Genomic DNA, 21,435 nt, shown 5'->3' with positions numbered 1-21,435 from the left:
AGTCAGACGATGAATCAGGAATGGGGAGTCAGGCTGGAGCCGGAACTACGGCTGAGGCCGGGAGCGGGAAGCAGTCACAAGCGCAGACCCAGCAGCCGCAGAAGTCCAAAAAAGACAAGAAACAAGCTAAGCAGGAGGATGCTCCACCCCAGGGAAAAATAGACCCGCTGCAATTAAAACGGGACAACGAGCGCTCTGATTCGCTAGAGGAATCGGTTAAATACTGGCAGGGTAATGACAAGGTTTCACCGAACCTGGAGCATACCAAAAATACACTGACTGAGGTCATGGGACTGGGTTCATCTTTTGATATCGTGTTCAGGGAGATGTCCTTTGGCGGCCGGAGAGCGGCGCTCCTGTGCATCAGCGGATTTGCCAAGGATACGATTATTGACGAGATTCTGAAGCGGCTTACCTATCTGACACCGGAAAATGTCTCTACTGATGTGCTGGCCAGCTTCATGACTGAATACATCCCCCACGTGCAGGTAGAAAAAGGTGAGCTGCTGAGCGAAAGTATAAATAAGGTTTTGTCGGGAATGAGTGTGTTCTTCATTGAAGGCGAGACCCAGGTTATTATTATGGATACACGCTCGTATCCTTCACGGAATCCTGATGAGCCCTCTATTGAACGGGTGGTTCGCGGGTCACGGGACGGGTTCACGGAGACGCTGCTTAGCAACGTCGCACTGGTACGCAGACGAATCCGCGACCCCGGGCTGAAATACGAGATGCACCAGGTCGGCCGCCGGACGCGGACGGATGTCTGTGTAGCGTATATTGACGACATCGTCGACAAAACCCAGGTGAAGGCTGTCACCGACAAAATTAAAAGTGTGGATATCGACGGAATTCCACTGGCAGACAAGCAGTTGGAGGAGGCAATCGTCGGCAGAGGCTGGAATCCTTATCCGTTGGTCCGCTATTCAGAGCGCCCGGATATCGTAGCTTCTCATCTGCTGGAAGGCCGGGTGGTCATCTTTGTAGATACATCACCAAGTGTCATCGTCCTGCCGACCACGTTTTTTGATCTCTGCCAGCATGCCGAGGAGAACCGCCAGACTCCCTTTATGGGGACTTACCTGCGCTGGGTCCGGTTCATCGGGATCTTTGCTTCTATGTTTCTGCTGCCGCTGTGGATGCTGATGGTCATTCATCCTGAGCTTTTGCCGAAGATGTTGGACTTTATCGGACCGCAGAAGACAGCTAAAATCCCGCTCCTGGCCCAGTTCCTGATTGTCGAGCTTGGGGTCGACCTGCTGAGAATGGCGGCGGTGCATACACCGACACCCCTTGGCTCAGCCATGGGTCTGATTGCCGCTATTCTGGTGGGAGACATCGCCGTACAGACCGGACTGTTCGTGAATGAAGTGGTGCTGTATATGGCGGTAGCCTCCATCGGGATGTTCGCAACGCCGAGTTATGAGCTTGGACTGGCCAACCGGATTGTCAGGCTTGTGCTACTGGTCGCCGTTGCTGCGTTCCAAGTACAGGGCTTTATGATCGGAACCACACTGATCATCGTACTGCTGACCCTGCACCGGTCCTACAATTCATCTTATTTGTGGCCGTTTATACCATTTAATGCAAAAGCAATGGGTGAGATCATCCTGCGCCAGCCTGTGCTCAGCTCCAAAACAAGGCCATCCTTCAACAAAACAAGGGATAATACACGAATGCCGACTGTCCAGGAGAACGAGAAACAATCGTAGGAAAATACAAATCAACTGCAAATTAGTCCATTCTATGGTGTTCCCTCTGTCTGCTATACTGAATACACTAAACAGCCCCTTAAAAAGCGGAGTTTCTGCTCAATAGCTATCTTTCAGGAACTCTGTAGGGCATAATAACATACAATAGACAGGGTGGAACAAGACATTCCACAGAAATTGGAGGACTGAGTAATGTTTTTACACGGGACGAGCCGAATTAATGATGCCGGACATTTGGAGATCGGCGGATGTGATGTGACGGAATTGAAAGCGGAATATGGAACCCCGCTATATATAATGGACGAGCAACTGGTCCGGCGCCGCTGCCGCGAGTACATGGATGCGTTTACGGCCTCCGGTCTTGAGTTTCAGGTGGCCTATGCCAGCAAAGCCTTCTCCGTGATGGCGATGTGCCGGTTGGTGGATGAAGAAGGGTTGTCACTTGATGTGGTGTCGGACGGGGAGCTGTACACAGCGCTGCAAGCGGGTTTTCCTGCAGAGCGTATCCACTTCCACGGCAACAACAAAACGCCTGATGAAATTGAGATGGCGATTGATGCCGGGATCGGCTGCTTCGTAGTGGATAATCTGGTTGAACTCACTCTGCTGCAGAGCATTGCCTCACGCAAGGAAGTGAAGGTGAACATCCTGCTTCGCGTTACGCCAGGAGTAGAAGCTCATGCCCACCATGCGTATGCTTCTACAGGCCAGACCGATTCGAAGTTTGGTTTTGACATCGGCAATGGTTCCGCTCAAGAAGCGGTAAGCCAGGCTTCAGATAAGGCCAATTTGCAGCTGTTGGGTGTGCATTCACATATCGGCTCGCAAATTTTTGAAACGGAAGGTTTCCAGCTTGCGGTGGAGCGGATCGCTGATTTCACCCGCAAGGTGAAGGAAGAGCTTGCCATTGATTTCCCTGTCGTCAATCTCGGCGGCGGCTTCGGCATCCGTTATGTGGAAGGTGATACACCACTGTTGGTATCCGAATATGTAGCGGCAATTACAGATGCGGTGAAGACGCATTTCGCAGGAATTGGCGGCAAACTGCCGCAAATCTGGGTAGAGCCGGGCCGCAGCATTGTTGGGGATGCAGGTACGACGTTGTACACGGTAGGAACCAACAAGGAAATTCCGGGGGTCCGCAAATATGTCGCCGTTGACGGCGGGATGACCGATAACCCGCGTCCTGCACTGTATGAATCCAAATACGAGGCGTTGCTTGCCAACCGTGCCACGGAATCCAATGAAGAAACAGTCTCGATCGCGGGCAAATGCTGCGAGAGCGGCGATATGCTGATCTGGGACGTGGAGCTTCCGAAGGTAGAGAGCGGTGATCTGCTTGCCGTAGCCTGCACCGGTGCGTATAACTATTCCATGGCCAGCAACTATAACCGGATTCGCCGTCCGGCCGTCGTTTTTGTACAGAACGGACAGAGCGATCTAGTGGTACGCCGCGAGAGTCATCAGGACATTACCGCCAATGATATTGTGCCGGAGCGCATCGCCAAGCAGGCTGTTGCGAAGTAGGACCTCATCACCGCAAGGCTTAGTGTCTGAAATAATTGGAGCAAGCGGGAGTGACTCCCGCTTGCTTTGCTTTGTGCGTGGTTTCATAGTAAACTAAGAAAAGTGTTCTACATCTGTTATTTCGAAAGGGGTCATTTACATATGGCAAAGCAAGCGAAAATTACACTTGAAAACGGCGGCGTAGTGCTGATCGACTTGTTCGATCAGGATGCTCCAAACACCGTAGCCAACTTTGAGAAGCTGGCAAAAGACGGTTTCTACAACGGACTGGTCTTCCACCGCGTTATCCCTGGTTTCGTAGCTCAAGGCGGCTGTCCTAACGGTTCAGGCTCCGGTGGTCCAGGCTATACGATCAACTGCGAAATCAACCCGAACAAGCATGAGCGCGGAACGCTGGCTATGGCGCATGCCGGCAAGAACACTGGCGGAAGCCAGTTCTACATCTGCTATGCACCGCAGCCTCACCTCGACGGAGTACACACTGTATTCGGTAAAGTCGTCGAAGGTATGGACTATGTTGACTCTTTCCAGGGCCGCGACAAAATGACTTCGGTGGAAATTATCGAAGCTTAATTCAAATGAACTAAGGCGCGTCATACGCCCTTTACGGCTATTCATAAAGCACCCGGCTGGGATCCCAGCCGGGTGCTTTTGTGCAAATATAACAATTTATAAGCTTCACGCGATGAATTATCCTTCTATTTCTCGCGGAAACGGATACCGTCCTTATGAGGATGGTATCCGTTTCCACTTGGTGCACCGCTTCAAAGGGTCCGGCTTCTGCGGCGGTCCCGGAGAGCGGAACGCTGCGGCAGTTTGAAAAAGATCAGATACATCAGCAGAAAAAGAATAAAGGCAAACCCTTCTTCCACCAGCAGGTAGTAAGGGTAAGGGCCGAAATAATCCAGTATGGAAAAGGTGCCGGGTTTATGCGCCAGGAACATATAGTTCGATCCCAGCAATGAATTTGCGGCATAGACACAGGCAGCGACCACATTCAGGCAGAGCATGGTGAAGAAAAGCGAGCGCCAGGTTGGCCTATACCCTTCGACCCAGGTCATGTAGAGAGAGGCCAGGATAATCGCGCCATGGGCCGTGAAAAACAGCAGAAAGCGGAAATGGGGATAAGGATACACCAGATTAGGCGTCAGCAGGGCGATAAAAGCTCCGCCAATGCCGGCAAAGTAGAGAAAGGAATAGAGCCTCCGGCTGCGGGTAAGCAGCATAATGACGGACAAGAGCAATGTAATCCCGCATAACTCCAGCGGCAGCGAGGACTCCTTCTTCCAGATCCCCTGCGAAAAGTACCATACATGCAGTCCGGCTTCAGAAAAAAGCAGGATAAATACTAGCAGCAGTTTCACAAACCGGCGGAGTGATGGACGGGTACGGAGCGCAAAACGCGACCAGAACAGCAGCAGGCAAGCTAAGGTCACAACAGCCAGTGCAACCCAGTGTGACGGTGAAAACATACTGAAATCAGTCTCATGCTGCCGTGTAAAAAATGAGCCGAAGTTCACAGAATTCTCTCCTTGGGACCCGCGGGTTATTTTAACAAAAATAAATATTCGGAATTTTAACATTTTCTGATTCTAGAGATCTATACTTAGGTGATATAAGTATATAATGCTCAAGCCGCACAGAAAAGGAAGAGATTTCTGCGATGTCACATAAGATGGATGCAGGAAAACCGGAATACATAACTGGCTTGAGGCTTTTGAGTGTCATGGTGTAGGTCGGCTGCCATTTTTTTGTACCGGGTTTTAGAGGCTGTTCCGAAAATCAAGCATGAATAGACAGAGAAGGAATATGCTGCAAGAGGGATAATTATCCCAATATCAAATCAGAAACGGGGGCTTCCAGGGAATGTTGAAGAAGAAATTTAGTTTGTCCATTATGATCATTATGCTTTTTGTGCAGTATGCCTATGGTATTGGATTCACCTCGCAGGCTACGGCAGCTGGGATTGAGACTGAAAGGAATATTATTACCAGCGTCTCTATGGCTGTATATGGACCTGACGGCCAGACCGTTACGGACAATGTGTATGATGTCAATTCCACGGTCAGTCTGGATTACACCTGGGCGCTTCCGAACGGACATGGGTACGCAGCAGGTGACACCTTTACGTTCCTGCTTCCTGAGCAATTCCAGCTGTTTAACGACATCAGCGGCGCATTGGTCTCGGATGACGGGGAAGTAGGCAGCTTCACGGTCAGAAAGTCCACGCATCAGGTAGTGATGACCTTTAACAGCTATATTGAGAGTCATGACAATGTGCAGGGAACACTCCGGGTCAATACGAAGTTTGATAAACAGAAAATTCCCGGCACTGGGATAGAGGAAATCCTATTCCCTATAAATGGCGGGACGCAGAAGGTTATCGTGAACTTCAAGCCTGAGATCGGCTCGACCATCGACAAGCACGGCAGCTCCAGCGGCTACAATGCGACCAGCATTCAGTGGACAGTTGATGTGAACAAGAAGCTGGAAAAGGTAGCAAACGCTACAGTAACCGACCCTATTCCGGCAGGGTTGTCCTTGGACAGCACGGCCACGCTTGCAGTTTACGGGCTGGCGGTCCAGCTTGACGGCACAGTGTCACAAGGGGCACTGCTTGACAGCAGCAAATATTCTGCGGAAATACTGGACGGCAAGCTTATCGTTCACTTCACCGATCCTGTAATCGGCAGTGCCTACCGCATTGCATACACCACACCTATAGCTGTGGAGAATAAAAGAATTTTCACCAATACAGCGACGTTTACTGGGGATGGGCGCGATCCGGTCAGCTCCTCGGCAACGGTAACTGTTGAGCGCGGTGGAACACTTAAAAAATTCTCAACCGGCTATGAATGGGGAAATCAGGTGATTTCCTGGGCAATAGAATATAACTACAATGGCAAAAATATCCCGCAGGCCAATACTGTCTTATCGGATTTATTCGATGCTTCGCATGAGCTTGTATCCGGTTCGGTTAAGGTTTATCCGGTAACCCTGGATTCTGCGGCTGTAGCGACAAAAGGCCCAGCCCTGAATGAGAATGTGGACTTTACTGTTTCTCCTATTACTGCTGCCGGTAAAAAGGGCTTTAAGCTGCAGTTCACAAACGACGTATCCGCACCGCACCGTATTGAATATAAAATCAAGGCCAAAGACCGTGTGATCAAAGAAACGACGGTGATCAATTCAGTTACGGACAGCACGTATACTTATGATGCAAAACAGCTTGTCCGGCCAGCCGTTATCTATAAGACGTTATCGGGTGTAGATTACAAGAATAAAACGACAGATTGGAAAATTACGCTTAACGGCGATAATTACCCGATGAGCCATGTCGTTGTGAAAGACAGCTTTCCGGATGGCGGTCAGAAATTGGTTCCCGGTTCGCTGCTTGTAAGGGATGAAAACTGGCTGGTCGTGAGCCCTTCCAAGTACACGTTAATCTATGATTCACCAGTACAGCCGAACGCCGGATTCACAGTGAAGTTTCATTCACCGATATCCGGGTTTCATACCATCAATTACACCACCTTGTTCAGCAATGACTGGCTGACTGGAAGCACTAATGATTTTATTAATAAAGCACAGATTGATTGGATGGACAGTGCTGAACAGAATCAGTCAACTGCAGCATTTGGAAAGTTCATTCCACGTTCTGAGGTGAAGAACAACGGGTTCAAATCCGGCGTTTACAATGCAACCGCCAAAGAAATTACCTGGACTGTGGGTGCGAACTACAATGGCAAAGCGATTGCCGATCCTGTGGTAACCGATGTGCTGACTGCAGGCCAAACGTTAGTTCCAGGTTCGCTTAAGGTTTACAACATGAGCCTCGACACAAAAGGTGACTATACAAAAGGTTCCGAGCTTAGTGCATCGGCGTATACCTATGCTGTCAGCGGCAGCAATGAGCTGAAAGTAGAATTTGCCGGCAACATCAGCGAGCCATACATTATCGAATTTAAAACATCTCTTGAAGGACAGCTTATCGACGCTACCGTGGCCAATACGGCTAAACTTCTGGATGGAACCAAGCAGGTATCGAAAGACTTGACTGCTTCCCTGAAAATCCCGCACGGTGGTGAATATATCTACAAAGACGGCCTGCAAAGCGGCGATAAAGTAGATTGGAGCATCGCGATCAACAGGACACAGTCGTTCATGAAGAATGCAAAAATCATTGACGAACCCAGCTCTAATCAAATACTGCTGCAGGATTCCTTCCATTTGTATCCAACCGTTGTATCATTGAACGGTGAAGTGACCAAAGGCGGACCTGAACTGGTGAAGGATGTTGATTATTCACTTAACATTAATCAGAATGCCAGTGGAAAGCAGAGCTTTGAACTCAGCTTCTTGAAGGATATCAAGACAGCTTATATGCTGGAATACAAGTCGCTGATCGTAGCGAATACAGGCGATAAGCTGCTTAATACCGTGAAGTTCAACGGCAACAATGTTGTAGTGGTCGAGAAGGATACATCCAAAGAGGTCATTGTGGGAGTATCCAGCGGCTCGGGCACAGGAAGTGGTGTCAGAGGAGCTTTGGTCGTCACCAAGCTCGATGCCGTAAACAAGGAGAAGGCGCTGGAAGGGGCGACTTTTGAGCTTTACCGGCTGAACGGAACAGAACGCGTGCTGATCAATACCCTGACTACCAACACTTCAGGCAAAGCGGCATTCAACAATATTTGGCTCGGAAGCTATGTATTGATTGAGACGGCGGCTCCGAAAGGATATGTGCTGGATTCCAAAGAGTATCCGGTCACAATTGGTTCGTCGGTGAGCGTGGGGCTGACTGTATACAATACAGAGGAGGTGCCGGTACCAACGTCGACACCAACAACAGTACCAACAACAGTGCCAACAACAGTACCAACAATAGGCCCGACAACGGAACCAACAACGGGTCCAACGACAGAACCAACACCAGTACCTACAGTAGCGCCTGGCGGCAGTCCAACACCAGTACCGACGACTGTAGCAACACCATCACCAACACCAATACCGACAGTAGCACCTGGCGGCAGTCCAACTCCTGTTGTGATTATCGAAGAACCACAGATTCCTGCGGGACCGGGGGCGACGGCACAGGCTACACCTGCTCCGTCAGCTACACCTTCACCGACTCCGGGGCAAGTGACAACGATAGATGATGACATCCCGCTTGGCGAAGTGGAAGTTGAGGATGATGAAATTCCGGCGGGGACAGTGACCGGCTCGGGCGGCCAGCTGCCACAGACGGGTGAGAATAGTCCATTGCCAATCTATTTGGCAGGAGTAGGATTGATTCTTACAGGGTTCATTCTGAGCCGGGTATTCAGACGCAGAAAGCAGGAATAGCACCAGAGGCAGCTGGATATTCATCTTTCCTGCCATAGCAGCACTAACAAAGAGCACACGGCGATCAACTGCCGTGTGCTCTTTGTTTATTGGAATTACACAATCCACTGTAGTTATGGAGTAAGGCTGTAGCGGATCCAGGTCCCCTTCTTATCGGTGGTGACCTCCCAGCCTAATTGTTCGGCGGTGAAGGCGAGCGGGATCAAGGCTTTGCCTCCGACGAGCAGCGGAGCGGCTTCCAGGACTGTGCTATTTCCGTCCACAAGCGCTTCACTGCTGCCGACAGTCATTGCAATACTGTGCCCGCCGGACGTTAGCTTTACTGTTTTGCTGGCTCCATCCCATTCCACTTTAGCCCCCAGGGCAGGTCCAAGGTCTTTGGCAGTCAGCCACAGCTCCTTGTCCCCCTGGATCAGCCGGGTGGTATATCCCAGCTGCACTCCACCGAACTGAACGCTGCTATGATAAAGGTTCCCGCTGAGGTCGGTAACGGCACTTTCTGCCTGGGACTGCAGCCTGTTGTTGAACACATCGATGTTATCATCCGTTACAAGATAATCCGGATTTTTCTCTCCGATGGCCTCTGCAATCCGGCTGTTAACTTCTTCGCTGTGATGGCTAAGATCTTTGTACAGATCAAGGTTGAACGTCCACTTCGATTCCGCCTGAAAATCATATAGCGACACATTATCGAACTGCCGGAATTGCTCGTACATCCATTTACGCATCACCAGTTGATTGCCAAAGCGGATGGGATTATCAGAATACCAGGCAACCTGCCGCATCACGCTGTAGGGCGGATAATAGAAGTGGAACTGCACATCAGGATATTCCTTCAGCAGCGGCAGAATATAGGTATTGAAATGTGCCTTCAGCTGATCGGTGCTTTCCTCGTTAAGCCCGAAGTATAACTCGTTGTCACTGGCTTTCAGGTAGGCTTTGGTTACATATTGTTGGCCGAACTTAACTACACGGTTCCAATTGTTCAGATATTCCAGAGTTTTTCTGGGCTCACCGGTGAGCGTGCTTTTGAGGCTGCGCCAGAAAAACTGCGTATACACCGAGGAATTGAACCAATACTTGTAATCGGTCCATAGCTTGCCGTCGTACAGATAATCGGGAAATTCTTTTGCCGCCTTTGTGGTTTCCAGCTTCAGTGAAAAATAATCCAGCCCCCAGAGGACCTGCTTCACTTTGCCGGTTTCCAGAGCAAGCTTGGCGATTTTATAGTGCTCATCCACAGTCGATCCCTCCATCGACAGCTTCATTGTGGTTCCGCCTAAGCTTTTGTCTACCTGGGAAGGCAGAAAGTTCTCGGTCATGGAAGTCCCGATAATGATATTGTCGTAAGCATAGTTTTTGGCCAGCCCGGGATTCTGGTAACGTTCCTCCTGTGAGAAAACAGGGGTATACCATGAGGATTTATGATAGAACTGCAGCGGATCCAGGAATAGGGTAAGAAGAGCGGCGAGAGCTGCGAACGAGAACAGAAACAGCAGGAATAAGGTCATCATTTTTTTGGATCGGGCATGTAAGCCGCGTGGCTGTGCCGGGGTTTTGGTGATTTGAATATGGGGTAATGGCATCATTCGAACCTCCTAAGCAAATAGAGTGAGTGAGTTTAACGGAATCGTTTACTGGATTAGAAGTTAAAATACAGGAACGGAGTGATACGGTTGAAGAAGAACAACGAAATGACGAAGATCAGAGCCATGGCCATAACCGTCTTCCAGCTTCGTACCTGAATTTCTGTCTTGCGCCGCAGCAGGATCACGCCAAGCAGGATAACAATTAGGACGATAGCCCACCGCATTAAGCCGCTGACTGCAGAAATTCCCAAACCACTTATTCCGCTCATTCCTTTTAATAATCTAAGGGCTATCGTAAGATTCTCCGCGCGGAAAAATACCCAGGTTACATTAATAAAAGCAAAGGTGAGTACCCATGCGATACCCTTGGGCAATGGCGTACCCCGGCGTGCCCACAGCTTCTCTACCGCTTGCCCCACTCCGTGCAGCAGCCCCCAGAGTACGAACATCCAGCCTGCCCCATGCCATAAACCGCCAAGCAGAAAGGTAATGATCACATTGCGGATGGAGATCCAGAAGCCCTTGCGGTTGCCTCCAAGCGGAATATAGATATAATCCCTAAGGAAGCGGCTGAGCGTCATATGCCAGCGTCTCCAGAAGTCACGGATACTCAGGGCGCGATATGGAGCATTGAAATTTTGCGGCAGCACAATATTGAAGAGCAGAGCAATGCCGATCGCCATATCCGTGTACCCGCTGAAATCAAAGTAAAGCTGGAGGGTATAGGACAGCACAGCCACCCAGGAGTCCACAAAGTGAGCAGCGGAGGCAAAGCCGCTATTGGCAAAGCCGGCCAGGGTATCCGCGATGATCACTTTTTTTCCGAGGCCGATGCTGAACAGCAGGGTACCCTTCAGTACATTGTTCCAGTTCCAGAGCTTGCCCCGCAGTCTGTCGAACTGAGGCATCATCTCCTTGTGGTGAAGGATCGGACCGGCAATCAGATGGGGGAAGAAGGTAACGAATAGTATGTAATTGACGAGACCGTATTCACGTGCCTGATGCCGGTAGGCGTCGACGAGATAGGCAATTTGGGTAAAGGTGAAAAAGCTGATCCCGAGCGGCAGCAGCAGGTGAAGGGGAGCCGCATTCCAACCCGTCAGCCCATTCCAGTTTGTGATGAAAAAATCGGCATATTTGTAGTAACCCAGCAGCAGGAGATTGGCGCTTAAGCCAAAGATAAGCAGTGTGGGGGGGCGGAATTTTCCGCAGTGTAAATACCGGCCAAGCGTGTAGTTGAACAGAATGGATAAGAGGATTAGCGGGATGTAGCGGATATTCCACCAGCCATAGAAGACCAGAGAGGACAGCGCCAACCACAACTTGGCGTACTTAAACAGGCGGATGCGGTTTAGTGCAAAGTAGCCGGCCAGCACAATAGGCAGGAAGCCGAACATAAAGATGTACGAATTAAATAACATTTTGACCCCTCGTTTACAACAGATTTGGTATAACAATCACTTTAAGACTCAGTTCTAAAGACTTACCGGCACTAAATCTAATGATTTTCTTAAGAAAATTCTCCTGACCGTGAGAACAAGGCCGGAGATTTATTGTCATCCGCAGGGGAAATGCTATAATAGTTTAAATTCGAAGTTTTGGAGGGAATCGGCAATGTGGAAGGAATTCAAAAGTTTTGCCATGAAAGGAAATGTGCTTGATCTAGCCGTTGCTGTCGTCATCGGGGCAGCTTTCGGTAAAATCGTTACCTCCCTGGTCGCCGACATTATTATGCCACTGGTGGGGATGCTTAGCGGAGGGATTGACCCTTTGAAGAAGCTTAGCTTCACTTTCCGGGAGGCAACTGTGAACTACGGCTTGTTCCTGCAGGCAGTGGTAGATTTCTTTATTATTTCTTTCTCCATCTTTTTGGTGATTAAGCTGGTAGGCAAATTTAAACGCAAGGAAGTCGTAAAAGTCGAAGTGGTCGAGACCCCGGCACCAGATCCGGAAATTACCCTGCTGACAGAGATCCGCGATTTGCTGCGGGCGGAAAAACAGAGTGAAATCTAGAAGTAAGTTACATAAATAAAGTAAATATATTAAATGCACTTGCTTTTCCTGCCGCTAAGTGATAATTTTGTTGTAGGCAAAAATTAATTTAATTGAATATATCAATCCTTCAGGGCAGGGTGTAATTCCCTACCGGCGGTGATGCCGCTGTATATGGCCGAAATGCCAGTATCAGCGCTTAGTCCGCTACCCGCTTCGTATGTTGCATACGGACGGTGGACCCGGTGCAATTCCGGGACCGACAGTATAGTCTGGATGGAAGAAGGAGAGATTGACGTTCTGTGCTTTGTATAGGCAGGCGTACTGCAGTGTTTTCGAATATTATGTGCGAACTTTCACAATGCCATGTTTGTGGCGTTTATTTACGCACCATTTTATTGGACTGCCGGTAAACTCTCGTATAACCCGTCTTGAACTCCACCTGGAGATTGAGACGGGTTTTTCTGTTTTGGACTGGAAGCATGAATACAAGGCGATGGGATTGGAGGCAAGGCATGGATACAATGAACGACCAGTTTTATATGGCCCTGGCGCTGGATATGGCGGAAAGAGCACAGGGACAGACAGGCGTCAACCCGGTGGTGGGCTGTGTTGTAGTGAAGGACGGCGCGGTGATCGGCCTCGGCACTCATTTGCAGCGCGGAACAGGGCATGCGGAGGTGCATGCGCTGAATATGGCGGCCGGCAAGGCGCAGGGAAGTACTGCGTATGTGACCCTTGAGCCGTGCAGCCATTACGGCAAGACGCCGCCCTGCAGCCAAAGGCTGATTGATGAAGGTGTAGCTCGTGTAGTGGTGGCGTGTGAAGATCCCAATCCGCAGGTAGCAGGCCGGGGCATAGCCATGCTGCGCGAACAAGGGATCGAAGTTGAAGTGGGGCTGCTGCGAAGCCGTGCTCTGCGGCTGAACGAGAAGTTCATCAAGTACATTCTGACGAAGCAGCCTTTTGTCACGCTGAAGAGCGCCAGTACACTTGATGGCAAAATCTCTACCCGGACCGGGGACAGCAAGTGGATATCTAACGGGCAGGCACGGGAGATAGTACATACCCTGCGTCACCGTCATCAGGGAATTATGGTCGGCGTCAATACGGTTATTGCCGATAATCCTTCGCTGACCACAAGAATGGTGGTACCCGGACTCAACCCGGTCCGGATCGTGATCGATTCTTCGCTGCGTATCCCGCTGGACTCCGCCGTTGTTACCGACGGGCAGGCACCTATAGTTGTCGTGACTACAGAAGCTGCCGATCCGGTCAAGCGTGAGGCGCTTGTGGCGGCAGGGGTTCAAGTCATCGTCTGCGGCGCAGGGCCGCGCGTGGATCTGCAAGGTGCCATGACTAAGCTGGGCGAGATGGAGATCGGCTCCATACTGCTGGAAGGTGGAGGCACCCTAAACGGCTCCATGCTGGAGAGCGGACTGGTTGACCGCGTGGTGCTGTTCTTCGCTCCCAAGATCGTTGGCGGCGGGGCCGGAGCGGCCGGAACTTTCGAATTCCCGGGTGTCGGGCTGATGAAGGACGCCATCACGCTTGAGGGATTGGAAGTGGAAGTGCTCGGGGATAATGTGTGTATCAGCGGCACTCCAATCCGCTAAGTAATAGCAGTTGCTAACAAAGCTTAAGCATATGCTTGCAGTGATCCTAACCAAACTTGTAGGAGGGGTTCTATGTTCACCGGCTTAATTGAGGAGATCGGTGTGCTGCGCAGTGTCTCCAGCGGAGGCGAGATGATGGTGCTGAATATCGGTGCCTCCCTCATTATGGATGACCTGAAGATTGGCGACAGTGTATCCGTCAACGGGGTCTGCCTGACCGCAACGTCTTTAGGCGACCATTATTTTACCGTCGATGTGATGCCCCAGACCTACCGCAACAGCAACCTGAAGGAGCTGCGGACCGGCGGCAAAATGAATCTGGAACGGGCGATGGCCGCCGGAGGGCGTTTCGGCGGGCATATCGTTCAGGGGCATGTCGACGGTACCGGTGAAATCCGGAGCGTGAAGCGTGACCAGAATGCGGTTGTGTTCGAAATTGCACCGGACCGCAAAGCGCTGTTCAAATACATTATTCCTAAAGGCTCCATCACGATAGACGGCATCAGCCTGACGGTCGTAAATACGACGGCTGCAGCGTTTACCGTGTCGATTATTCCGCACACGCTTGGAGAAACTGTACTTACGCACAAACGCTCAGGCGACAGTATCAACATTGAATGTGACGTGCTTGGCAAGTATGTGGATCATCTCCTGCATTACAGTGCGGGCGCAGGACATGAGGAAGATGAGAACAGCTCCCGGATCAGCCGCGATTTCCTGGCGGCCAACGGGTTTGTATAAATAAGACTAGGCTTACGGATAGCCTGTGAGGGCACGTAAAGTGATCAGGAGGACAGAAACATGAGCCAAGAACCCAAGCAAGACAGCGTCCTGGACCCGATTGAAGACGCTATTTATGATTTGATGCGCGGCAAAGTGATCATCGTAGTCGATGATGAGGACCGCGAGAATGAAGGAGACTTCATTGCTCTTGCCGAACGTGCTACACCGGAAGTAATCAATTTCATGATTAAGGAAGGCCGGGGGCTGGTCTGCCTGCCGATTACGGCGGAACGTGCGGAGGAGCTGGATCTGCAGCCGATGGTCAGCCAGAATACTGACAATCATGGCACTGCTTTTACCGTGTCCATCGACCATAAAGATACCACAACCGGTATTTCCGCAGGTGAAAGATCCATGACCATCAAAGCGATTATGGACCCCGACGCCAAACCGTCCGATTTCCGCAGACCGGGGCATATGTTCCCGCTGATTGCCAAAAAAGGCGGCGTACTGCGCCGTTCCGGCCACACTGAGGCTGCTGTTGACCTAGCCCGCATGTGCGGCGCATATCCGGCAAGCGTCATCTGTGAAGTGGTCAAAGAAGACGGAGAGATGGCCCGGCTGCCGGATCTGATCGAGATGGCCAAGAAACATGATCTGAAGCTGATCAGCATCAAGGACCTGATCCATTACCGCAACGAGAAGGAGCATTTGGTCACCCGTGAAGTTTCAGTGAATCTGCCTACGGATTTCGGTCTTTTCCAGACGATTGCCTACACGAACGAAGTGGATGACAAAGAGCATGTCGCGCTGGTCAAAGGCGACATTTCCGGCGAGGAGCCGGTGCTGGTCCGTGTGCATTCCGAATGTCTGACCGGTGACGTGTTCCACTCGCACCGCTGCGACTGCGGGCCGCAATTTGAAGCAGCGCTGCGCCAGATCGAAGGTGCTGGCAGAGGAGTACTGCTCTACATGCGCCAGGAAGGCAGAGGCATCGGCCTCATTAATAAACTGCGTGCCTACAAGCTGCAGGAGGAAGGCTTGGATACAGTGGATGCCAACCTGAAGCTCGGCTTCCCGGCAGACCTGCGAGACTACGGTATCGGGGCACAGATTCTTAAGGATCTTGGCGTACGCCAGATCAAACTGCTGACCAACAACCCGCGTAAGATCAAGGGACTGGAAGGCTACGGCCTTGAGGTTGTGGAGCGTGTGCCGATTCAAATGCCGGAGAACAAGGACAACACGAATTATCTTCATACGAAGCAGGCTAAGCTGGGACATTTGCTGACGTTTGACAATATTGAACAAAATGAGGATTCCAAAATTTAACCATAAAACTAACTTGAAGGGTTGATGAGCACAATGCCGAATTATTTTGAAGGACATTTAGTATCCGAGGGTTTAAAATACGGGGTAGTCGTAGGACGTTTCAATGAATTCATTACAAGCAAGCTGCTGTCCGGCGCACTGGATGCGTTCAAACGCCACGGTGTTGCCGATGATGAGGTGGATGTGGCATGGGTTCCGGGCGTTTTCGAAATTCCGCTGATTTGCCAAAAGATGGCCGAAAGCGGCAAATATGATGCCGTCATCGCGCTGGGCACCGTCATCCGCGGTTCCACTACGCATTATGATTATGTTTGCAATGAAGTGGCTAAAGGGGTGGCAGCCATTAATCTCAAGACGGGTGTTCCTACTATTTTCGGTGTTGTCACGACCGAGAATATTGAGCAGGCCATCGAGCGTTCCGGAACCAAAGCAGGCAACAAAGGCTGGGATGCTGCGACGTCGGCAATCGAAATGGCAAACCTTAACAAGCTCTTTAAGTAAGACAGCCTCTTGACGAATTGGCTATAATCGTGCTTATTTATAAGTATAAGAAGAAAGCATGGACTATAAAAACCCTTTCTACTTGTGTAGCGTCCCTATAGCGGCGCTGCACTTTACTTTTTTTTGGCGGGAGGAAACCGCGTGACTGTATTGTACAAGCTGGAGACGTTCGAAGGTCCGCTCGATCTGCTCTTGCATCTAATTGACAAAGCGGAAATCGACATCCAGGACATTCCGGTCAGCGTGATCACCGAACAGTACATGGATTACCTGCAAACGATGCAGGAGCTTGAACTGGATATCACCAGCGAATTTCTCGTTATGGCTGCAACCCTGTTGTCCATCAAGAGCAAGCTGCTGCTGCCGAAGCCGCCGGTTATTGAGATCGAGGATTTCGACTATTACGAGGATGATGGCTATGATCCGCGTGCAGAACTGGTTCAGCGGCTGATTGAATACCGTAAATTCAAGAACATTGCTGTGCAGCTGCTGGATATGGAGAGCGAACGCAGTCTGATCTTTACGAAGGAGCCGGAGGATCTGGGTCCTTTCGTGCCGACGCAGATTGATAACACACTGAAAGGGCTACATACGTCTGACCTCATCGCTGCATTCCGCAAGGCGCTGAGCAAGGCGGCTCGAAGATCCTCTTATCAGCGGATTACCCGAGATGAAATTTCAGTCAAGGACCGGATTCGTGATGTCTCAGAGGCGCTGCAGCGCAAAGGGGTGGGCGGCAGGTTGCGCTTCTCGGCGCTGCTGCATGATGAGATGGCCAGACATGAGATCGTGACTACCTTTCTGGCGATCCTGGAGCTGATGAAGATGAAGGCCATTTACTGTTATCAGGAGAAATTGTTTGAGGATATTGTGATGGAGTGGAGAGGAGGAGAGGAATTCAGTGGATTACAAAACGCTGAAATCGATTATTGAAGGATTGCTGTTTCTGTCTGGCGACGAAGGGTTGTCGGCGCGTCAAATTGCCGAGATCACCGAGCAGCGTCCGGATCTGGCGACAAGTGCGCTGGAGGAGCTGAAAGACGACTACATCAACCAGGGCCGCGGCCTGCAGGTCGTGCAGATCGCCGGGAATTACCGGCTGGCTACACTGCCTGAGCATGCAGCATATTTTGAACGGCTGGCCTATTCGCCTTCAAGATCTTCTTTATCCCAGGCGGCGCTGGAGACGTTGGCCATTGTGGCCTACCGCCAGCCGATTACCCGGGTGGAGATTGAGGAGATCCGCGGAGTAAAGTCTGAACGGGCGATTCATACGCTGAACAATAAGGATCTCATTCATGAGGTCGGGCGTGCCGAGGCTGTAGGCCGTCCAATCCTTTACGGAACGACGAAATCGTTCCTTGACAGCTTTGGACTGGCCAGCCTGAAGGAGCTGCCGGAGCCGTCTAACTTCGATAACTCCGACGGGCTGGAAGAGGAGACACAGCTCCTTTTCAGCAAGCTGGATAGCCAAATGACGTTCGATGATGTTGAGCAGCCGCAGGGTATGGAGGAGTAAAGTATCCTCATACGGATTAACTGCGAGCTGTAAATTTATGTTGAAATGCCGTTGTCTCCTAGGAGAGTAACGGTTTTTTTGCGTCCATCCGAATTTTTTCCAGCCAAGTATGCCATACTAAACCAAAGGTTCCTATTATAAGGATGCTTGGAGGGTAATCCGTGACGTTATGGCTTGTAATACCTTTGGCTCTTCTGCTGGTTGTCATTGTGTTGGTCCTGTCTTCTTCCATTCATTTTCACTTCCGATTGTGTAGACTTGGCAAGGATGACCGGGTGGAATTTGATATTAAGGCTGTATTTGGGTTAATTAAGTTACATTATGAGCTGCCAGCACTCGTATATGAGGGTGTGGAGCGGGGAGTGAGGGTGAAGCTGGAAGAAAGCGGGATCGCACCCGTGAAGAAGGATTCCGATAAAGAGGAGCAAATTGACAAGGAGGCAGTGTCAGGCTGGATCGATAATATTAAGGCAGCGCTGCGGGCAACACGGGGGCTGAATACATGGCTGAAAGGGCTGATGGCCCATGTCAAAATATCAAAGCTCGACTGGTCGACAGATTTCTCGCTTGGCGATGCAGCCTATACAGCAACAGCAGCGGGGGCACTATGGGGAATGAAATGGAGTCTTATTGGCTGGGTTTCGCAATTCGTCCGGCTGCAGCACGCTCCGCGTCTGTTTGTGGCACCGGTGTTCCGCGATGAGCTGTGCTTCTCCACAGAGGCAGTTTGTGCGGGGAAACTGTCCTTGGCCTACACCCTTTACGCGGGAATTCTGCTGCTGCGCCGAATCACCAAAGTGGAGGGGGGACTGGCCCGGTGGAAACAGCTATTGAGCCACAAACATTAAGGGAAGCTCCAACTGTCCGGAAGAAAGAAATGACTTACATACAAATGTAGTGATATGGGAATGATATACGCTGTGGAAGAAAGAGTATTTCCCTAGAAGTTAAAGGAGGATAATAATATGAGTGACCATCCGATTCAAGGTCTGATGCAGACAGCGATGGAAAATATCAAAGGCATGGTGGATGTTAATACAATTGTCGGAGATCCTGTGGAGACACCGGATGGCAGCGTCATTCTGCCGATCAGCAAAGTGGCATTTGGTTTTGCCGCAGGGGGCAGCGACTTCCGGGTGGAGGATGATGCACCCGGTGTGAACGGCAGCGGATCCAACGTTAAAATGCTTCCATTCGGAGGCGGTAGCGGGGGTGGCGTATCCATTCGCCCGATCGCTTTTCTCGTAGTGGGCAGGGAAGGTGTGCATATTGTACCGCTTGATAATCAAACCCATCTGTTCGAGAAAATCATTGATGCAACTCCAGGGCTGATCGACAAAATCCAGAATATGTTCCAAAATGGAAATGGTGCTCCTGTCGGGGCGGAAGTAGTGGGTGTCCCTGTTGCAAAGCCAGCAGTTAAAACAGATCCTGCAGCCAGTGATTCATCGACACACTAGCGGAGAAATCAGGGATATCGCCTTAACCGGGCGGTATCCCTTTTTTTTTGAAATTTACCTAGTCGGTGTCCGCTCCTCATACATAGAGAGGACTTAAGAGAAGGACATACCTGTCAGCCTTGCTGCATACACTTGTACAACAAGTATGATCCGAGCCATAACCTGTCTTAAGAACTGAGAAGAAAGAAGCCGGAGGATGAACATGAAGAGATTAACTTTTAAATCGTCTTTGATCCTGATATTGTGCCTGCTGCTAGTTGGCTTGCTTCCACTGCCTGTACTCCGGGCCGAAAATAGTTCTATCTCCACTCATGCCAGGGCGGCGGCGCTGATTGACGTGGAATCCGGAAGGCTTCTCTACAGCAGCAGGGGAGATGAACCTATGCTGATCGCCAGTCTGACCAAAATTATGACCGCCATAGTGGCAATAGAAAATGGGGATTTGACCTCCAAGGTCAAAGTAAGCAAAACCGCTTTTGCGAAGGAAGGATCTTCACTGTTTTTGAAGCAAGGGGAAGAAATGAAATTGGAGGATATGCTGTACGGGATGATGCTGCGTTCGGGAAATGATGCAGCAACAGCAATAGCCGAACATGTCGGCGGTTCTGAGCAGGGTTTTGTCTATCTGATGAATCAGAAGGCGGAGGAGCTCGGTTTAACCCACAGTCATTTTGCCAATCCGCATGGCCTGGATGCCGAAGGCCATTATTCCAGTGCCAATGATCTGGCGGTGTTGACCGCCTATGCGCTCCACAATCCTGTATTCAAGGAAATCGTGAAGACGCAGGAGAAGACGGCGGACAATCCTTATGAGAAATGGGACTACAAATGGAGCAATAAAAATAAAATGCTGCGGCTCTATGAAGGGGCAGACGGCGTAAAGACAGGCTACACCAAAAAAGCGCTGCGCTGCCTTGTCAGCTCTGCCACAAGAAACGGACAGCAGCTGGTTGCGGTCACAATCAATGACGGAAACGACTGGAATGACCATGCATCCCTGCTGAATTTCGGTTTCAATCATTATCCCCTCAAAACATTAATCGAACGCGGTGAAGGGATCAGCGGATACAGCTACGTGACCAGCAAAGCCTTTGCCTACCCGCTTGGACAGGGAGAAGAGGCGAGGCTGTTTACCAAGCTTGAGCTGAAACGGGAAGCAGCTGCGCCGAAGCAGGCGCGCAGCAGCGATTTTGGCTTAAAAGGCGTGCTAGTCCTGCAGCTGGGCGGCCGGGAAATCGGCCGGATACCCGTTTATGAGCCGGAGCAGCTCCCTCCGGAACAGTCGGCTTATACCAAGAAGTACAGCGCGGCCCTAGCCCCTGCTTATCCGGCGGGGAACTGGCTGCAGGCGCTTGGCAGCGCGCTCCGGGCACTTTTTCAGCGGGGGGACAGCTGAACATATGTCGTTCCTAACATGTAGATAGAACCGGGATGGGGGAGGAGGGATACACATGATTAATGGAATCTGGCTCGGAATGATCCTGATCGGCTTCGTATTTGCCGCTGTGAACGGGCGGATGGACGAGTTTACAGCAGCCGTGTTTGACGGCGCCAAAAGCGGGGTTACGGTAAGCTTCGGCCTAATCAGCGTGCTGGTTTTCTGGCTCGGAATTATGCGGGTGGCCGAGGATGCCGGATTGCTCAGTAAAATCGCCAAGGTACTCGGACCCGTAGTCTCCTTTCTATTTCCCGATGTTCCGAAAGGCCATCCTGCGATCGGCTATATCCTTTCCAATATGAGCGCCAATCTGCTCGGCCTTGGCAATGCCGCAACGCCTATGGGCATCAAGGCGATGCAAGAGCTGCAAACGCTGAATCCGGACAAGGAGACCGCCACCCCGGCGATGTGCACCCTGCTGGCGCTAAATACGGCAAGTATTACGCTGATCCCGGCTACGCTGATAGCGATCCGGCTCAACTACGGCTCAGCCGATCCTGCCGGCATCGTCGGTACAACCCTGGCGGCGACTGCAGTCGCGACGATTGCAGCCATCGCCGCCGACAGGCTGTTCCGCAGGCTTACTCTTATGCGCAGGCCGCCGAAACCGCCGGCGGTAAAGTCCGGCGATTCAGCCGGAGGAAGCACAGCGCTTCCGCATTCTTCAATGAAAGGGTGAG

Annotated in this window: 18 protein-coding genes and 1 riboswitch; of the genes, 15 read left to right on the top strand and 3 right to left on the bottom strand. The window is 50.9% G+C overall.

The annotated features are described in order from the left end of the window. Positions 1-20: 20 nt before the first annotated feature. From AC3WT9_RS11460 to AC3WT9_RS11450, 3 genes are all read left to right on the top strand, one after another. On the top strand, positions 21-1,712 hold the full coding sequence (locus AC3WT9_RS11460; RefSeq protein ID WP_341097726.1) for a spore germination protein: 1,692 nt from the start codon (positions 21-23) through the stop codon (positions 1,710-1,712). A 192-nt stretch (positions 1,713-1,904) separates the two neighbouring features. Then, positions 1,905-3,239 (top strand): diaminopimelate decarboxylase, encoded by a 1,335-nt coding sequence (gene lysA, locus AC3WT9_RS11455; RefSeq protein ID WP_341094614.1) that lies wholly within the window; start codon positions 1,905-1,907, stop codon positions 3,237-3,239. Positions 3,240-3,380: 141 nt separating this feature from the next. After that, the gene (locus AC3WT9_RS11450; RefSeq protein WP_341379161.1) at positions 3,381-3,812 is read left to right on the top strand and encodes a peptidylprolyl isomerase; all 432 of its coding nucleotides are present in this window, start codon (positions 3,381-3,383) and stop codon (positions 3,810-3,812) included. A gap of 191 nt (positions 3,813-4,003) precedes the next feature. Here the strand turns inward: AC3WT9_RS11450 and AC3WT9_RS11445 are convergent, their stop codons facing one another. Further along, entirely contained in the window at positions 4,004-4,759 is a 756-nt protein-coding gene (locus AC3WT9_RS11445; RefSeq protein WP_341379160.1) for a YwaF family protein, read from the bottom strand. Positions 4,760-5,105: 346 nt separating this feature from the next. Here AC3WT9_RS11445 and AC3WT9_RS11440 point away from each other — a divergent pair, with 346 nt between their 5' ends. Continuing rightward, the gene (locus tag AC3WT9_RS11440; protein ID WP_492407594.1) at positions 5,106-8,585 is read left to right on the top strand and encodes a collagen binding domain-containing protein; all 3,480 of its coding nucleotides are present in this window, start codon (positions 5,106-5,108) and stop codon (positions 8,583-8,585) included. A gap of 113 nt (positions 8,586-8,698) precedes the next feature. On the opposite strand, the gene AC3WT9_RS11435 is transcribed toward AC3WT9_RS11440, so the two are convergent. Continuing rightward, positions 8,699-10,174 carry a copper amine oxidase N-terminal domain-containing protein gene (locus AC3WT9_RS11435; protein WP_341379157.1) on the bottom strand — a complete coding sequence of 492 codons (1,476 nt, stop codon included), beginning with the start codon at positions 10,172-10,174 and terminating at the stop codon, positions 8,699-8,701. 53 nt (positions 10,175-10,227) lie between these two features. Then, positions 10,228-11,595 carry an MBOAT family O-acyltransferase gene (locus AC3WT9_RS11430; protein ID WP_341379156.1) on the bottom strand — a complete coding sequence of 456 codons (1,368 nt, stop codon included), beginning with the start codon at positions 11,593-11,595 and terminating at the stop codon, positions 10,228-10,230. 193 nt (positions 11,596-11,788) lie between these two features. Here AC3WT9_RS11430 and mscL point away from each other — a divergent pair, with 193 nt between their 5' ends. The 11 genes from mscL (at position 11,789) to AC3WT9_RS11375 (ending at position 21,434) form a co-directional block, all read left to right on the top strand. After that, on the top strand, positions 11,789-12,187 hold the full coding sequence (gene mscL, locus AC3WT9_RS11425) for a large conductance mechanosensitive channel protein MscL (protein ID WP_341094602.1): 399 nt from the start codon (positions 11,789-11,791) through the stop codon (positions 12,185-12,187). Positions 12,188-12,288: 101 nt separating this feature from the next. After that, a riboswitch (FMN riboswitch) is annotated at positions 12,289-12,458 on the top strand. Between the two features lie 223 nt (positions 12,459-12,681). Then, a complete protein-coding gene (ribD, locus tag AC3WT9_RS11420; protein WP_341094601.1) occupies positions 12,682-13,782 on the top strand; it encodes a bifunctional diaminohydroxyphosphoribosylaminopyrimidine deaminase/5-amino-6-(5-phosphoribosylamino)uracil reductase RibD in 1,101 nt (366 codons plus the stop codon). A 72-nt stretch (positions 13,783-13,854) separates the two neighbouring features. Continuing rightward, a complete protein-coding gene (locus AC3WT9_RS11415) occupies positions 13,855-14,523 on the top strand; it encodes a riboflavin synthase (protein WP_341094598.1) in 669 nt (222 codons plus the stop codon). 60 nt (positions 14,524-14,583) lie between these two features. Continuing rightward, on the top strand, positions 14,584-15,837 hold the full coding sequence (locus AC3WT9_RS11410) for a bifunctional 3,4-dihydroxy-2-butanone-4-phosphate synthase/GTP cyclohydrolase II (RefSeq protein ID WP_341379153.1): 1,254 nt from the start codon (positions 14,584-14,586) through the stop codon (positions 15,835-15,837). A 33-nt stretch (positions 15,838-15,870) separates the two neighbouring features. After that, positions 15,871-16,338 (top strand): 6,7-dimethyl-8-ribityllumazine synthase, encoded by a 468-nt coding sequence (ribH, locus tag AC3WT9_RS11405; RefSeq protein WP_054941407.1) that lies wholly within the window; start codon positions 15,871-15,873, stop codon positions 16,336-16,338. Positions 16,339-16,479: 141 nt separating this feature from the next. Next, positions 16,480-17,271, top strand: coding sequence for a segregation and condensation protein A (locus AC3WT9_RS11400; protein ID WP_038594609.1), 792 nt, complete (start codon positions 16,480-16,482; stop codon positions 17,269-17,271). Then, positions 17,240-17,857: an SMC-Scp complex subunit ScpB gene (scpB, locus tag AC3WT9_RS11395; RefSeq protein WP_076108985.1), complete on the top strand. Its 618-nt coding sequence runs from the start codon at positions 17,240-17,242 to the stop codon at positions 17,855-17,857. Before AC3WT9_RS11400 ends, scpB begins: the two co-directional genes overlap by 32 nt. A gap of 161 nt (positions 17,858-18,018) precedes the next feature. Next, on the top strand, positions 18,019-18,705 hold the full coding sequence (locus tag AC3WT9_RS11390) for a DUF2953 domain-containing protein (protein WP_341094593.1): 687 nt from the start codon (positions 18,019-18,021) through the stop codon (positions 18,703-18,705). Between the two features lie 117 nt (positions 18,706-18,822). Then, on the top strand, positions 18,823-19,317 hold the full coding sequence (gene ytfJ, locus AC3WT9_RS11385) for a GerW family sporulation protein (RefSeq protein WP_492407593.1): 495 nt from the start codon (positions 18,823-18,825) through the stop codon (positions 19,315-19,317). A 196-nt stretch (positions 19,318-19,513) separates the two neighbouring features. Beyond that, the gene (locus AC3WT9_RS11380) at positions 19,514-20,713 is read left to right on the top strand and encodes a D-alanyl-D-alanine carboxypeptidase family protein (protein WP_341094590.1); all 1,200 of its coding nucleotides are present in this window, start codon (positions 19,514-19,516) and stop codon (positions 20,711-20,713) included. A gap of 55 nt (positions 20,714-20,768) precedes the next feature. After that, positions 20,769-21,434 carry a nucleoside recognition domain-containing protein gene (locus AC3WT9_RS11375; protein WP_341094589.1) on the top strand — a complete coding sequence of 222 codons (666 nt, stop codon included), beginning with the start codon at positions 20,769-20,771 and terminating at the stop codon, positions 21,432-21,434. Position 21,435: the final 1 nt, after the last annotated feature.

The organism is Paenibacillus sp. EB106-06-01-XG199 (assembly GCF_058791575.1).
Note: the sequence above shows the minus strand (reverse complement) of the source record. Positions and strands in the feature narration are given on the sequence as shown.